Genomic DNA, 13679 nt, shown 5'->3' on the forward strand with positions numbered 1-13679 from the left:
TATTGATCCAATTGCAGCTATCTTTACAGCTTTATTAGGTCCTAAGAAAAAGAAAATAAGAGACTAGCTTAAGACCTGAACTGTATCATAAAAAGAGGATTACATTTAATCCTCTTTTTATCTTAATCTGAAAGACTAATATCATTTCTCTAGTCTTAAGTATTCCTACCATCAAAAATTCACCCTATTTAAAGAATGCTTCCTATTTCTCAATAATTCCATATTCTTCTTTTTTTTTGGCTTCTTGGGCTTCCTTATGGTTATCATAGAGATTGGCTAGGAATTTGATGATTTCCTTGATGATGGAGTAGGTTGGAATGGCGATAATCATGCCAATAATTCCATAAATATTGCTGGACAAGAGCAGGAGAATCATAATTGTGATTGGGTGGACCTTCATGACTCCACCGACAATCCGGGGATAGAGGATATTTCCATCCACCAACTGGACCAGAAGCATATAGCCAATAGCCAGGAACATTCTTTGAGGGTCGGTAAAGGCATTGGTTAAAATCATGGGAATCAGGCCAATGGTCGGACCGATATAAGGAATGAGATTGGCCAGGGCCGAAAAGATAGCAAAGACCAGGGCATACTTGAGGCCAATCACGCTATAACCGATAAAGGCCAGGGTTCCAATCAAGAGGGCATCAATAGAGATACCACTGATGTAGCGGGCGACGGTGGCATTGAGGTTTTTAAGTAGGTTAGCGATATTTAGCTTGTCCCGCTTGAGAACGGTCCGCTCTAAGAGCGGCAAGAGCTTGTAGCCGTCCAAGAGGAAATAGACCAGAAAAATCGGGGTCATAATCAAAATCATCATGGTATTGATGAGGGCCGAAACCACACTGCCTAGACTATTGGTGACACTATTGAGAATATTTTGCAAAATATCAACATAGGATAGATTGAGCTGTTGCAGGGTGGACTGGATATTTAACTTTCTAATGGCTGGATTTTTAGCAATGTTATTGACAAAACTTTGAATCTCGCTGTAAACATTCTGGCTGGAGTTAATCAAACTGGTCAACTGGTTGATTAAGATAGGTAGGAGATAGACCACCCCTAAAATCAAGAGGCCAAAGATTAGAAAGAGGGCCAAGAGAATACCGAAAATCCTTCTAATTTTGAAATGTTTTTCCAAAAATCGCACGACCGGCTCGGTGATATAGTATAAAAAGCCTGCGATAAGTAGGGGGATTAAAATCGTATTAACCACACTAACCAGTGGTGTTACGACATTTCCCATTTCACGCCAGAGATAAAAGACTAGGCTAGCTAGTAAAATTTCCACTGTCCAAAAAAGTAACTTACTATTACGAAACATTCTTCCCCTCCTAAGAGCTATTTTAACATATTTTATGATAAAATAAAGAAGATTTAAAAAAAGAAAGTAGAATAATGGAAACAATTATCGAAATGAAGGATTTATCCCTGATGAGACAGGGAAAGTTCCTCTTGAAAAATCTTAATTGGACGGTAAAAAGGGGAGAAGTCTGGGCCATTTTAGGTCTGAACGGGGCTGGTAAATCAACCCTTTTACGTCTCATCATGGCCGATACTTGGAAGACTAGTGGCTCTTTAGAAGTTCTGGGCCAGACCTTTGGCCAGGGGGATATTCCTAGCCTGCGCCAAAAAATTGGAGTAGTCAGCTCTTTTTTGGCTGAACGCTTCCCCAGCCAGCTTTTAAGTGAGCAAATCGTTCTGACCGGTCGCTATAAAAGTAGCATTCTCTACAAGAGCTATGACCAGGCTGAGCTAAAAGAGGCTAAAAGTTTACTGACTGCTCTGGGGTCTCAGGACTTGATTGGTCGCAAGTATCTTAGTCTCTCACAAGGAGAGCGCCAAAGTCTCCTTATCGCTCGTAGCCTGATGGATCAGCCAGAAATCTTAATCTTTGATGAGGCCACTAGTGGGCTAGATCTCTTTGCCCGCGAGAAATTGCTGGGTCAAATTGAGAAAATCAGCCAGCTAGATGATGCTCCCAGCATCATCTATGTCACCCATCATGCCCAAGAGATTAGTCAGACCATGTCCCACCTCCTGCTCCTTAGGGACGGGGAAATTGTAGCCCAGGGAGAAAAGAGTCAGATTTTTAAGAAGGAGATTTTGAGTCAATTTTACGGTCAGGGAGTAGACATTATTCCCCTAGGTCAGGAGCGCTATTTTGTCAAAGCCGAGGTTCCTCCATGCTAAAGAAACTGACAAATTTTATCTTTCAGTTTGGCTACTTCTTGATTCTGGCCTTAGCGGCTATCCTCCTCTTTTTTCTGGGCCTGCAAATCTTCTTCTCCCATAGCTACATTCCCTTGGAGATTGCCGAAGGGATTCGCTTTGAGAACAATCCCCTTATCTTTTATCCCCTCCTGCTGGCCTTTTTGGGCCTGCTTATCCTCAGTCGTTTCTGGCTAAATAAGCTAACGGCTCCCAAACTCTTTATCTTTCTCAGCCTGTTCTATCTACTGGCTGCTGCTTACTTGATTATAAATAGTTCGGGATTGATTCGGGCCGATGCCAAGCATGTCTTTAACGCCGCCCTGGCCTTTAATCGGGGGGATTACAGTTCCTTGACGACCCTGGGGGGCTATATGTACCGCAACCCCCACCAGTTGGGCCTGATGAGCTTGGAACGACTCTATGCCCTCATCTCTCCGACCAGCCAATTTATCTTTTCTATCAATCTAGTCTGGATAATCTTGAGCAATTTTCTCATCTATCGTATCACAGCTAAACTCAACAAGGATGAGCTGGTCCACAAGTACACCATTCTTTTGACCTTTCTCTTTTTTCCTCAGTTCTTCTTTATCCTCTTTGCCTACGGCACCATTCCAGGCTTCTTTTTCTGCCTGCTCGGTTTTTACTTGCTGCTCTTATTCAATGACAAGCCTTCCTTTCACTATGGTTTGCTAGCGGCAATCTCACTTTCTATCGCCTGCCTCTTGCGGAACAACTACATTATCTTTGTTCTTATGGTCTTGGGCATCTACTTTCTTTCCCTCTTTCAGACTTGGTCCTTTAAAAAATTGCTCCTTTTAGGAACGATTCTGGCCTGCCTCTTTCTATCTGGCAAGGCCATCAATCGCTACTATGAGGACCTGGTCGGCCACACCATCGGCGAGGGAACACCCAAGATTGCCTATGTTACCATGGGCCTGCGAGATGACCCCAACCGCAAGACCTTGGGAGGCTGGTATGATGCCTACAATACTAAAATTTTAAAACGCAATGGCTATGATGAAAAAAAGGCCGAGCAAATGGCTATCCAGGACCTCAAGCAGCTCCTGCTGAATTTTCTTAAGAATCCTAGCTATGCCCTAAGGTTCTTCTATGAAAAGGTTAAGTCCACTTGGACCGAGCCAACCTTCCAGTCGATTTGGACTGGACCCCAGCTAGAGCGGCAGCAATATACGGCCACCCCGCTCTTAAGAAGCATTTACGAGGAAAAAGAGGGCTACCAAAGACTCAATCTTTTTGGCCTGGTCCTACTTTCCAGCATCTACCTCTTAACAAGCTGCTTTTTGCTCTACCAAATCTTTTGGGCCCAAAAGTCCTTGAGCGTTTTTGAGCTCTATCCCTATGTCTTTTTTCTGGGAGGATTTTTCTTCCACTTCTTTTGGGAAACCAAGAGCCAGTATGTCTATATCTATATTCTCCTGCTGCTGCCTACTGCAGCCCAGGTCCTGAGCTTAAACAAGCAAAAACTCACTCGGCAAAACTGAGTGAGTTTTTTTATCTAACGATTTCTGGCATAATTGATCATATCATAAGGCAGGGTATTAACCGTTTCCTTCAAGGAATAATTTTCCAGATTATTAACATTGCGACGTAGGCGCTTAGCATAGCTAGCAGAGATGAGCTTATTTTCTTCGTATTCAAAGATAAGTTTACGCTCCAAATAGTAGCCCCAGAGCATCTCGTCAATATTGTTGGGTTTTATGCGGGTAATAACCCGCTCGATAAAGGCCCCACTACCGATAATAGCTGTTTCCCTAATCCGCGATTCCTGCAAGAAGCTAATCAGGAAGGTTTGGTAGACCCCTTTTAAATTTTCCAAACTATCGACAATCACCTCTGTATTTGACAGATAGAGTTGGGCAATTTCTTCGATATCCTGCTCGGTTAAGCGAGGACTCTTGGGCTTGGACCAGGAGCGCAGGGTAGAACCCAGAGTCAAGAGCTCATGAACTAGGAGGCGCAAGAGACGCAGCGAGACTAAAAAGAAATAGGTCAGGCGCGAGGCCAGATGCCGATTGATGGCCTGCTCCTTATTTTGTAAATATTTCTGATAGAGATGGTAGCTGCGATTGCTGATTTTTCCCTCTTCATAGGCCTGCTCCAGACCATCATTTTCAATACTTAAAATCAAAAGCTGGAGATTGGTCCAGTCCTTTTGAACAGAGCCTTTTTCCTGCTCCAACATCAGGTTTTCAATCCGACCATGATAGTTGTCAATAGCGGCATATAAGGGGGCCTTGGCCTTGCTGACCTTGAGTTCCTCCTCAAGTTGAGCCACCACATCGTTTAAAATAGCAATGTGCATAAGGTGCTCTCCAGTTTCGGAGCGACTCTGGGCCAGACGAGGCAGGATTAAAATTCCGCTCAAAAAGCTAAGGAGGGTCACCCCTGCTACCAGAAAGAGAAGGAGGGGATAGGCCTGCTCCAACTCAGTGGGAATCAAGAGAATGGTTGCAATCGAAACCGTCCCCTTGACCCCTGAAAAGGTTAAAAGCAAGATGTCCTTGAGATAATTTTGCATCTTCTTCTTCAGGCGTCTGAGCCGGTAGAAGTAAAAGGCAAAAATCATGATAAAGCGAATGGCAAATAAAAGTAGGGTCAAAAGTAAGATACTGACGAGGAGGAGCAGATTGTCGTAAAAGGGGCTCTTTAAAATAGGCTCCGCAATGACTTCAATCTCCATTCCCAGGATAACAAAGACCGAGCCATTGAGCATAAAGCTAATGGTCTGCCAGACGGTATCGGTCACCGTATCAACCTGGGCCTCTAGCAGGGTAATCCGCTTAAAGCGACTGGCCTTAAAGATTCCTGCCACCACCACAGCAATAATCCCCGATACATGGATTTCCTCGGCCAAAAAGAAGGTAACCAAGGGCAGGCCTAATTCCAAGAGTAATTCACTGGCAATATCAGAAGCCCGCATACTCAACAGAAAACTGTGGAGCCAACGGTTGACTAGAGCAGTCAGCCCGCCAACCAAAAAACCACCCAGGATGGATAAAACCAAGGAGACGCTAGCCTTTTCTAAAGAAAAGGTCCCATTGGTCCAGGCGGTAAGGGCAACCTGAAAGGCAATCAAACCGCTGGCATCATTGAGCAAGCCCTCTCCTTTTAGGGTGTTTTCAATCCGCTTGGGAAAGGAAAAGCGATCCGACAGGGAGGAAAAGGCCACCAAATCAGTTGGACCTAGGGCAGCTCCCACCGCTAGACAGGCCGCCAAGGGTAGGCTCAACCAGAAATAATGGGCCAGGTAGCCCAGACTAAGGGTACTGATAAAAATAACCGGAAAAATGAGAAAAAGGATTATCCGCCAGTGCTTGAGGATACTGGTAATATCACTTTCTTCGGCCTCTCGAAATAGGAGGGGACCGATAACCAAGGCTAGAAAGAGATCCGTTTCCAGGTGAAAATCATTTTGTGGTATCAAGAAGCCCAAGCCAATCCCTAGCAGAATCTGTAAGAGGGGCTGGGGAAGCTTGGGAAAGAGTTTGTTGGTCGCACTAGAGATAATCAGGACCAAAACAAAAATAATGGCTGCAAGGAGAAGTTCCAATACCAACCTCCTTATCTTTGTCTACAACACTTTTCAAAGAGTGTCTTTTGCTGGGAAATCTTCTGATCAACCTTGGACAGGTCTCGGTGTTCAATTTTTTTCTGACACCTTTCCATTTCCAAAGCCAGAAGTTTCTTTTTAATCCGCAGCATTTTCTTGGTCATCTGGTCCTGATCGTACTTGCTAATCAGGCTATCCTGACTAGTGCTTGATTCGATATAACGACTGCGTAAATCAGCCAGCTTGTCTTGTAAATATTGCTTGTCCATAAGATGGGAGAGCCCTAGAAGTCTATCCTACTAGCAGCCAGGCTACTGATAAGATTTCCTCTGGACCCTAATCCTTTCATAATCATTATTTTTTCAATTTTTCGATGAGAATTAAAAACGGGGGTCGATTGATTTGGTTAATGGTCTGGTAAATGGCCACTGTGAACTCCTGCTGGGGCAGGGAGCTCACAAAGTCCAAGACTGCCTCCTTCTCCTCTTGACCACCCTCATGTCCATAGTATACCATGACCCCAATCCGACCGCCAAGTGATAAGACCTGGCAGAGTTTGGTCAGGGCCTCAAGCGTAGTTGTCGGCTGAGTGATAATGGATTTATCTGCCGCAGGCAAATAACCCAGATTAAAAATGGCTGCACGAATAGGTTCAGTTACATACTGGTCTACCTTTTCATGACCGGCTAAAATCAGCTGGGCATTAGTCAGACCAGCCTCCTCCAAGCGCTTCTCCGTCTTAATCAAGGCTTCTTCTTGAATATCAAAGGCATAAACAGTCTTGGCTAGGCCAGCCAAAAATAAGGTATCATGGCCATTGCCCATGGTAGCATCTACCACCGTGTCCTCTGGTTGGATAACCTCTGCCAAAAATTGGTGGGCCATTTGTAAAGGTCTTAACATGAAAACACCTGCTCTTTCGCTTTGCAACCCTGAACGCTTCCCCGTCTTTGCATTTCCTGCTCAATAGCATTCAATACTTCCCATTTATTGAGGCTCCACATGGGACCGATTAACATCTCTGGTGGGGCGTCACCCGTAATCCGATGAATGACGATGTGCTCAGGGATAATTTCCAGCTGGTCGCAGATAATATTGACATACTCTTCTTGGCTGAGTAGTTGCAGGCGCCCTTCATGGTAATCCCGCTGCATACGGGTATTGGTCATCAGATGCAGTAAATGCAGTTTAATTCCTTGAATATCATTGTCTGTCACGCAACGGCGGACATTCTCTAACATCATCTCATGACTTTCTCCGGGTAGGCCATTGATTAAATGGGAGACAATCTCAATCTTGGGAAATTTTCGCAGGCGCTTGACCGTCTCCACATAGAGCTCGTAAGAATGCGCCCGGTTAATCAAGTCCGAAGTTTCCTCATAAGTCGTCTGCAAACCCAGCTCTACCGTCACATGCATGCGCTCGGACAGTTCTGCCAAGTAAGCGATAGTCTCATCAGGCAGGCAGTCGGGCCTTGTCCCGATGTTAATGCCTACAACTCCTGGTTCATTGATGGCCTGCTCATAACGCTCCCGCAGGACCTCCACCCGCTCATGGGTATTGGTGAAATTCTGAAAATAGACCAGATACTTCCTTACATCTGGCCACTTGCGGTGCATAAAGTCAATCTCCTTATAAAATTGCTCCCGAATGGGTGCGTCAGGAGCTACAATGGCGTCACCCGAACCCGACACCGTACAAAAGGTACAGCCGCCTCGAGCCACTGTACCATCGCGATTAGGACAGTCAAAACCTGCGTCAATCGGCACCTTAAAAGTCTTTTCCCCAAATAATTTTCGATAATAATCATTCAAAGCGTTGTAAGGTTTCATAGAATATATTATAACACAGCTTGAGCAAGAAAGATGAAAAAAAGTCCACTCAGGACTTGTTTTTCAGCCTTATTTAGCATGTTTTTCCTTGGTGCGCGAAGCGTGTTTAATAATCCAAGCAGTTTGAGGGGATAAATCCTCCTCCTGCCAGTTCTTAATAATCACATCGAACTTTTCTGGCGCTTCTTTGTACAAATCGTTCAAGCTATTGGCGACGCTCTTTTGAATCGTCTTATCCTCATCGTTCTTTAGATTGGTCAGTAAAGTTACATAATCATCAAAATAATCCAAAGTCACATAGAGTTTCTTTGCCCAAGGCAGCCTTATTCTAAGACACTCGCTAGCTAATCTACGAACTCGTTTATTCTCATCTTTACTCCATTCCAAGAGCAACTCCATAGCTTGTTTTGGATAATGATGGACAAGAGGACGCATGCAAAACTCACCTGTGAATCTTTTAGTCAATTCTTTACTAAATAAACTAGTTACTTCAAAATGCTCTGCTCCATATAATTCTACGTATTTCCCAATCGGCCAGAGCCAATAACCCTCTGTAAACATGCCCAAACTTCCCTCTAATTCTGGACCGAGGATTTTGCTAAATAGATCGATTGTTTCCTCATAATTTAAAGCAATATACTTCTTCAAAGTGCGAGCTATTAAAACCTGTCTGCCTGTAAACTCTTGATTTTCTAAATCGTCTCGAACTTCTGCGATAAATTCTTTTGCATTAAAGGGGCTATAAACTGACTGTAGCTTAGTCGCCAAATCTATCACATAGTTCTCATCATAATAATCTTTCAGCTTTTTAGCCATTGACCTTAAAACCTCCTAGTAAGCGGGCAATCACCTGATAAATGCTCTGTCTATCATAGCTTTCTCTCTCTGCTAGATAAAGAGAAAGTTCATTTAAAGCACCTGACAGCAGATGGGCAAGCACAGGAATATCTATATCAATCAACTTTCCTTCATCTTTCAGCAATCCTAGCTGCTCTTTTAAAAGAGTGGCCGAGTTTGCTTGATCCATTTCACGCCATTCTTTCCAATCCACCACATTTACAGCATCAATCAGTAAGATACGTTTCCTATCTTCTTTTATGGCTTCTTCGACAAAGGTAAGGCAGCCATAAAGTAACTGCTCCCATGTATCTGTATGCGAGTCAGCCTCTCTTTCGACAGCTTGTCCGACTTCCTTTTGGATTTCATTTAAGACGGCTACAAATAAAGCTCTTTTATTTTTAAAATGATGATACAAAGCTCCTCTTGTCATCCCCACTTCTGCCACAATCTTTTCCAAAGAACTCTTGTCATAACCATAGAGAATAAAGTGTTTTCGTGCTACTTCCATGAGCTGACCAACAGTTTGCTTGCTCGCTGTTTCTTTTTTATTTGACATCAAAATCTCCTACTGATAATTTTCTGCATACTGCTTACTTGGCGGAATGACCTTAATAATATCAATCAATATATTTTCTGGTCCTGCTATAATAAAGTGCCTCTGTCCAAAACCCTCGTCGCGAAGCTCCTGGATAATCTGAACTTCTTTTTCCTCCTTAAAAATAGAATAAAGGTCGCTTACATTCTCCACTTCAAGATTTAAAATGATTCCTTGGCAGATCTGCCTATATGTTTCAGGTATGGTATCATGATGACTGGCTATCACGGCTAATTCAAAACCTTCCTTGCTCTTTAGGCTGACATACCAGTCGCTTTGGAAAACACAGTCAAAGTGAAAATATCTAGTGAAAAAATCAGCACAAGAATCTACCTCTTGACACATCAATACAGGATAAAAACTATTTAGCATAAAATTGCTCCTTATTTATTTTAAAACAAGAATAACATACACACTGTATGTATGTCAATTAAAAAATTCCCCACTTTACAAAGTTTTTAAATACTCCAAATTATTTTCCATTTTTCTCAACAGGGTTTGTTTTAATTCCACAGGCTGAATATTCTCGATTTCTTTTCCATAGGCTAAAAAATAAGCTGCGATAAAATCTTCTTCGTTTTGGTTGTAGTAACCCTTGACGACTGCTTTATTATCTTTGTAAAAAAGACTCATGGACGGATAATGCTCTTTCAAAAATAAATCCACGCCCTTTTTTGTGATTATGACCTCAAAGTCCTTGGCAGTCTCATCTTTAAAACCTTTGCTTAGAAGCTCTGCAATTCTCTCATCACTCAGTGGAAGCTCGCTTTCATTTTGAGACAGGGAAAGAATTTTATCACAGCGAAAAACTTGTAGAGCCGCCCGATGATAATTGTAAGCAATGGTATACCATTGCCCAAAAGAGGAAGTGACTTTTAAAAATTGAACTCTATAGGTATGCGAGCCCTTTCCACCCTTGTAGGCAATATCCTGAATAGAACGCTCCAAAGCTGCATAGACAATCTCTTTCAACAAGGGACTTTCAGTCATTTGCTCGTTGGCCGCAAAGCTAAAAATCTGACTCATCTTGCTCAGATTTGCTTGATGTTCTGGGGAAAGACAGGTCTCAAACTTTTGCTTCAGCTTTTTCAAATCCAAATCAAAAGGCGTTGACTGATAATTTTGCAAGGTCAACATAGCAAAATACATAGCGTACATCTCATCCAGCCTAAAAACAATAGGAGACAAAAGACGATTTTTCAAAATGCCGTATCGTCCATACCTCCCATATTCGGCATAAATCGGCATACCGATTGCCTCCAAAGACTGAATATCACGGAGTGCCGTGCTTCGCGAAATCTGATATTTTTCTATCAAATCATTGAGATTGAAATAATGTTTATTATTCAGATAAATCAGCATATCGTTGAGGCGTTCGGATTTATTCATTTTTTATTTCCTTTCGATATAAAGGTGCCATATTTTGACACTTTTATCTATTATACTATAGTTAGAAAGAAAATACAGGAGGAAAACAGCATGAATAAGAAATTATTTTTATCTTCATCTTTCAGCGATGTGGCTGGGCTTCTGGCAGAATTTGAAGAAAATTTAGCCGACAAAAGAGTCACTTTCATCCCAACCGCTAGTAAGGTCGAAAAAGTGACTTTCTTTGTCAAGGCTGGAAAGAAAGCTCTGAAAAAACTGGGGTTGATTGTTGATGAGCTGGACATTTCCACAGCCAGCACGCAAGAAATAGCTGACAAGCTCATCAAGAATGACATCATTTATATGACAGGGGGCAATACTTTTTTCTTGCTGCAAGAGCTCAAAAGGACTGGTGCCGACAAGCTAATTAAAGAGGAGGTTTTGGCTGGTAAGCTCTATCTTGGCGAATCTGCTGGTGCTGTTGTCACAGCTCCAGATATTGCATATCTGCAGGCTATGGACAGTCCTAAAAAAGCGCCCGATTTGGAAAACTTCCAAGGTTTGGCTTTAGTTGATTTTTCTGTTGTCCCTCATTACAAGAGTATGCCTTTTAAGAAAATTTCCCAACAAATCGTCGAGGAATATTCGGCAAAACTTCCTTTGAAAGCAATTAGCAACAAGGAAGCGATTTTGGTGAAAGACGGGCAAATCACTGTAAGGAGAAAATAAAAGCAGACTTTCCGTCTGCTTTTATCTTATTATTTCTCCCACTGACAGGTTTTCATATCCACGCAGCCGTTGGGTTTAAAAATCACGCCCTCTGCCCAGAGTAGGTGTTCTTGTTCTTCCCAGGCTGGGGCTAGGCGGCCTGCATGATTGACCAGCCGATGGCAGGGATAGTTGCCATAGAGGTCAGCCTGGCTGATGATTTGAGCGACCAAGCGGGAATTTTGAGGCCGACCAATCAGCCGCGCGATTTGCCCATAGCTAGCAACCTTACCTGGGGGAATCTGCTCCATTAGGGCCAGAACTTGCTCCACTACTACTGGATTAAGCTTGACAGGCATTATTTCTGCCTTCCTTTGAAACGCCATTGAAAGCGCCATCTATCGTAAAAAGGATATTCAATATTTAAGAGGGCAAAGCCCAGAATCAAGCCCGCTAGGACATCTGTCGGATAATGAACACCCAGATAGACCCGCGATAGGAGAAGGAGCAAGATAAAGCTGGCCAAGAGGGCCTGGACCAGATAGCTGAGACGGTTTTTCCCCAAGCGCTGCCGGCTGATAATAATCAAACTACCGATAAGGAGAGTGGCCGCCAGGGCGTGGCTACTTGGAAAGGAGTATCCCTTTTCGACCACCAAATGGATAATGGCTGGCCGAGGGCGCTGGTAGATGTTCTTGATAAAGAGGACCAAGAGACCGGCCAGGGCTAGATTGCCCAGGAGAAAGAGACTCTCGCTTCTCCACTTCTTAAACCAGAAAATCCCAGCTAAAAGCAGGACCCAAATCGGTAAAATTTGGGGATTGATAAAACTGGTGATAAATTTCATCAGAGTGGTCAAGACAGCAGGCAAGTCACCCCGAATGGCTGTCTGAATCTGGCTATCTAGGCTGGTCAACTGTTCGGGATAAAACTTGACTACATAGCCTAAGATTACAAATAGTAAAAGGGCAAAAGAGCCCCTGGTCAAATACATTTCTTTATTTTTCATACTTTTTTAAAATTGGTTTTAAGAGGGCTTGAACTGGCCAAAAGGCAAAACTCCAAATGAGACCTTGCAAGAGATTAAAGGGGGCAACTAGGGCTAAGAGGTAGGTTACCCAACCGCCGGATTCAGAAATCTGAAAGCCTGCAAAAGTGGCATAAAGAGGGACTGCATAGAGGTAGTTAAGCAAAATCATGATTAGGGTCAAAGCCAGAGTCGCTAGCAAGCTAGCTAGAATAAAGCGCGGAAGGGTCTGCTCCCTTTTCCAGATAAAGGAAAAAATAAGGATAAAGGCAGCCACTGCAAGCATATTCATGGGAAGACCCACCAAGGTTTCTATCCCTTGATTGTTTAGAAGCAATTTCAAGAGTGAGCGCAGGAGCAAAATGGTTAAAGCGCCCTTGCTATCTAAAATCAAGAGGCCCAATAAAATAGGCAAAATACTAAAATCTAACTTGAAAAAATCAGTTAGTAAGGGAAAGGCAAAGAACATTAGTAAAAATGAACTAGCCGAAAGAATGGCAATCATAGCCATTTTACGTGTTTGTGTCATCATAGCTTCCTCCAATTTATAAAAAATTAGAGAAGTTGGAAAGGACAGAGGCCAGATAGAGAGCCTAAAAATCTTCCTCTTTTAAGATACTAAATCCAGCTTAAAAGAAGATTAAATTCCCCAAGAAGGCTTGAGCCCTTTCGTCTTCTCCCATCCAGACTATACTGTCGGTTGTGGACTTACACCACATCAGCTTGCGCTCGCGGACTTTACCGCCGGTCGGGACTTGCACCCTGCCCTGAAGACACTTTTATCATAACAAAAAAACCTTGCCGAGGCAAGGTTTTAGTTTGAAGGGCTTTCCTAAAAGCCTAGATTAGTAAGCAAAAAAAGATTGAAAGATAGGACCAGCTTTTCTAGCATTTTCTGGGCTATCTTTGCCTTCTATTCTTGGAAGTCTCTTACTTAAGTTTGTCCTTTTCATAGGTATGGACCAGCTCTAGACCAGCAAAATCTTGCTGACGCAGGGCCTCATAGACGACCATACAGACCGCATTTGAAACATTGAGGCTTCTGACATGCTGGTCATTCATGGGAATCCGCAGGACCTTGTCGCGATGTTGACGCATAAAGTCCTCAGGTAGGCCCTTGTCCTCGCGACCAAAGAGAAAATAATGGTCCCCGGTCAGGCTAAAATCAGCCTCCGAGTAAACCTGGTCTGCAAACTTAGAAATCAGATAAAGCTTTCCGGTCATCTGGGCCAAAAAATCATCCAGGCTACTATAAAAATGGATATCCAACTTGTCCCAGTAGTCAAGGCCGGCCCTTTTCATCTTGCGGTCGTCAATGGGAAAACCCATAGGCTGGATAATATGTAAGGGACTATTGGTTGCGGCACAGGTCCTAGCGATATTGCCCGTATTTTGGGGAATCTGTGGCTCAAACAAAACAATGTGATTTCTGCAGTCTTGACTCATCTATCTTTCTCCAAAAAAATAGCCACACTGCCCGGAGTCAAGCTCAGCAAACAGCATGGTTCAAACTTCATTAAC

General features: G+C 43.2%; 16 protein-coding genes and 1 riboswitch. Of the genes, 3 read left to right on the forward strand and 13 right to left on the reverse strand.

Annotated features, from left to right (window positions below):
* Positions 1-202: 202 nt before the first annotated feature.
* Positions 203-1327, reverse strand: coding sequence for an AI-2E family transporter (locus C4K46_RS05480; protein ID WP_209627888.1), 1125 nt, complete (start codon positions 1325-1327; stop codon positions 203-205).
* Positions 1328-1401: 74 nt separating this feature from the next.
* Here C4K46_RS05480 and C4K46_RS05485 point away from each other — a divergent pair, with 74 nt between their 5' ends.
* Positions 1402-2196 carry an ABC transporter ATP-binding protein gene (locus C4K46_RS05485; RefSeq protein ID WP_209627889.1) on the forward strand — a complete coding sequence of 265 codons (795 nt, stop codon included), beginning with the start codon at positions 1402-1404 and terminating at the stop codon, positions 2194-2196.
* Positions 2190-3719: a beta-carotene 15,15'-monooxygenase gene (locus C4K46_RS05490; protein ID WP_209627890.1), complete on the forward strand. Its 1530-nt coding sequence runs from the start codon at positions 2190-2192 to the stop codon at positions 3717-3719. The genes C4K46_RS05485 and C4K46_RS05490 overlap by 7 nt, the downstream gene beginning before the upstream one ends.
* A 14-nt stretch (positions 3720-3733) precedes the next feature.
* Here C4K46_RS05490 and C4K46_RS05495 read toward each other — a convergent pair whose 3' ends face one another.
* From C4K46_RS05495 to C4K46_RS05530, 8 genes are all read right to left on the reverse strand, one after another.
* The gene (locus C4K46_RS05495) at positions 3734-5788 is read right to left on the reverse strand and encodes a cation:proton antiporter (RefSeq protein WP_209627891.1); all 2055 of its coding nucleotides are present in this window, start codon (positions 5786-5788) and stop codon (positions 3734-3736) included.
* 11 nt (positions 5789-5799) lie between these two features.
* Positions 5800-6057, reverse strand: a complete 258-nt coding sequence (locus tag C4K46_RS05500; protein WP_209627892.1) for a hypothetical protein — start codon at positions 6055-6057, stop codon at positions 5800-5802.
* Between the two features lie 85 nt (positions 6058-6142).
* On the reverse strand, positions 6143-6691 hold the full coding sequence (gene mnmM / locus C4K46_RS05505) for a tRNA 5-(aminomethyl)-2-thiouridylate-methyltransferase MnmM (protein ID WP_209627893.1): 549 nt from the start codon (positions 6689-6691) through the stop codon (positions 6143-6145).
* On the reverse strand, positions 6685-7629 hold the full coding sequence (gene mnmL, locus C4K46_RS05510; RefSeq protein WP_209628126.1) for a tRNA modification radical SAM protein MnmL/YtqA: 945 nt from the start codon (positions 7627-7629) through the stop codon (positions 6685-6687). Before mnmL ends, mnmM begins: the two co-directional genes overlap by 7 nt.
* A 60-nt stretch (positions 7630-7689) precedes the next feature.
* Complete coding sequence (locus C4K46_RS05515; RefSeq protein WP_209627894.1) at positions 7690-8436, reverse strand: DNA alkylation repair protein; 747 nt, start codon at positions 8434-8436, stop codon at positions 7690-7692.
* Positions 8429-9016 (reverse strand): TetR/AcrR family transcriptional regulator, encoded by a 588-nt coding sequence (locus C4K46_RS05520; protein ID WP_209627895.1) that lies wholly within the window; start codon positions 9014-9016, stop codon positions 8429-8431. The genes C4K46_RS05515 and C4K46_RS05520 overlap by 8 nt, the downstream gene beginning before the upstream one ends.
* Before the next feature lie 9 nt (positions 9017-9025).
* Positions 9026-9427, reverse strand: a complete 402-nt coding sequence (locus tag C4K46_RS05525; protein ID WP_209627896.1) for a VOC family protein — start codon at positions 9425-9427, stop codon at positions 9026-9028.
* Between the two features lie 75 nt (positions 9428-9502).
* On the reverse strand, positions 9503-10372 hold the full coding sequence (locus tag C4K46_RS05530) for a helix-turn-helix transcriptional regulator (protein ID WP_245335144.1): 870 nt from the start codon (positions 10370-10372) through the stop codon (positions 9503-9505).
* A gap of 18 nt (positions 10373-10390) precedes the next feature.
* Between C4K46_RS05530 and C4K46_RS05535 the strand changes: the two genes are divergently transcribed.
* Positions 10391-11152, forward strand: a complete 762-nt coding sequence (locus C4K46_RS05535; RefSeq protein WP_338059779.1) for a Type 1 glutamine amidotransferase-like domain-containing protein — start codon at positions 10391-10393, stop codon at positions 11150-11152.
* A gap of 29 nt (positions 11153-11181) precedes the next feature.
* On the opposite strand, the gene C4K46_RS05540 is transcribed toward C4K46_RS05535, so the two are convergent.
* The 4 genes from C4K46_RS05540 to C4K46_RS05555 form a co-directional block, all read right to left on the reverse strand.
* Complete coding sequence (locus tag C4K46_RS05540) at positions 11182-11490, reverse strand: MGMT family protein (RefSeq protein WP_209627898.1); 309 nt, start codon at positions 11488-11490, stop codon at positions 11182-11184.
* Positions 11490-12140 (reverse strand): phosphatase PAP2 family protein, encoded by a 651-nt coding sequence (locus C4K46_RS05545; RefSeq protein ID WP_209627899.1) that lies wholly within the window; start codon positions 12138-12140, stop codon positions 11490-11492. The genes C4K46_RS05540 and C4K46_RS05545 overlap by 1 nt, the downstream gene beginning before the upstream one ends.
* On the reverse strand, positions 12130-12687 hold the full coding sequence (locus C4K46_RS05550) for an ECF transporter S component (protein ID WP_209628128.1): 558 nt from the start codon (positions 12685-12687) through the stop codon (positions 12130-12132). The genes C4K46_RS05545 and C4K46_RS05550 overlap by 11 nt, the downstream gene beginning before the upstream one ends.
* Positions 12688-12825: 138 nt before the next feature.
* Positions 12826-12937: riboswitch (FMN riboswitch) on the reverse strand.
* Positions 12938-13088: 151 nt separating this feature from the next.
* A complete protein-coding gene (locus C4K46_RS05555; protein ID WP_209627900.1) occupies positions 13089-13604 on the reverse strand; it encodes a tRNA (cytidine(34)-2'-O)-methyltransferase in 516 nt (171 codons plus the stop codon).
* Between the last annotated feature and the right edge of the window lie 75 nt (positions 13605-13679).

It is taken from the genome of Streptococcus oricebi (genome assembly GCF_017883985.1).
Lineage (GTDB): Bacteria > Bacillota > Bacilli > Lactobacillales > Streptococcaceae > Streptococcus > Streptococcus oricebi.

Excerpts from the sequence above, each read along its gene's own strand:
- C4K46_RS05550 (WP_209628128.1), bottom strand. The coding sequence starts at position 12,687 with ATGACACAAACACGTAAAATGGCTATGATTGCCATTCTTTCGGCTAGT.
- C4K46_RS05555 (WP_209627900.1), bottom strand. The coding sequence starts at position 13,604 with ATGAGTCAAGACTGCAGAAATCACATTGTTTTGTTTGAGCCACAGATT.
- mnmM (WP_209627893.1), bottom strand. The coding sequence starts at position 6,691 with ATGTTAAGACCTTTACAAATGGCCCACCAATTTTTGGCAGAGGTTATC.
- C4K46_RS05490 (WP_209627890.1), top strand. The coding sequence starts at position 2,190 with ATGCTAAAGAAACTGACAAATTTTATCTTTCAGTTTGGCTACTTCTTG.
- C4K46_RS05525 (WP_209627896.1), bottom strand. The coding sequence starts at position 9,427 with ATGCTAAATAGTTTTTATCCTGTATTGATGTGTCAAGAGGTAGATTCT.
- C4K46_RS05515 (WP_209627894.1), bottom strand. The coding sequence starts at position 8,436 with ATGGCTAAAAAGCTGAAAGATTATTATGATGAGAACTATGTGATAGAT.
- C4K46_RS05520 (WP_209627895.1), bottom strand. The coding sequence starts at position 9,016 with ATGTCAAATAAAAAAGAAACAGCGAGCAAGCAAACTGTTGGTCAGCTC.
- C4K46_RS05545 (WP_209627899.1), bottom strand. The coding sequence starts at position 12,140 with ATGAAAAATAAAGAAATGTATTTGACCAGGGGCTCTTTTGCCCTTTTA.
- C4K46_RS05540 (WP_209627898.1), bottom strand. The coding sequence starts at position 11,490 with ATGCCTGTCAAGCTTAATCCAGTAGTAGTGGAGCAAGTTCTGGCCCTA.
- C4K46_RS05535 (WP_338059779.1), top strand. The coding sequence starts at position 10,391 with ATGTTTATTATTCAGATAAATCAGCATATCGTTGAGGCGTTCGGATTT.
- C4K46_RS05480 (WP_209627888.1), bottom strand. The coding sequence starts at position 1,327 with ATGTTTCGTAATAGTAAGTTACTTTTTTGGACAGTGGAAATTTTACTA.
- C4K46_RS05485 (WP_209627889.1), top strand. The coding sequence starts at position 1,402 with ATGGAAACAATTATCGAAATGAAGGATTTATCCCTGATGAGACAGGGA.
- C4K46_RS05500 (WP_209627892.1), bottom strand. The coding sequence starts at position 6,057 with ATGGACAAGCAATATTTACAAGACAAGCTGGCTGATTTACGCAGTCGT.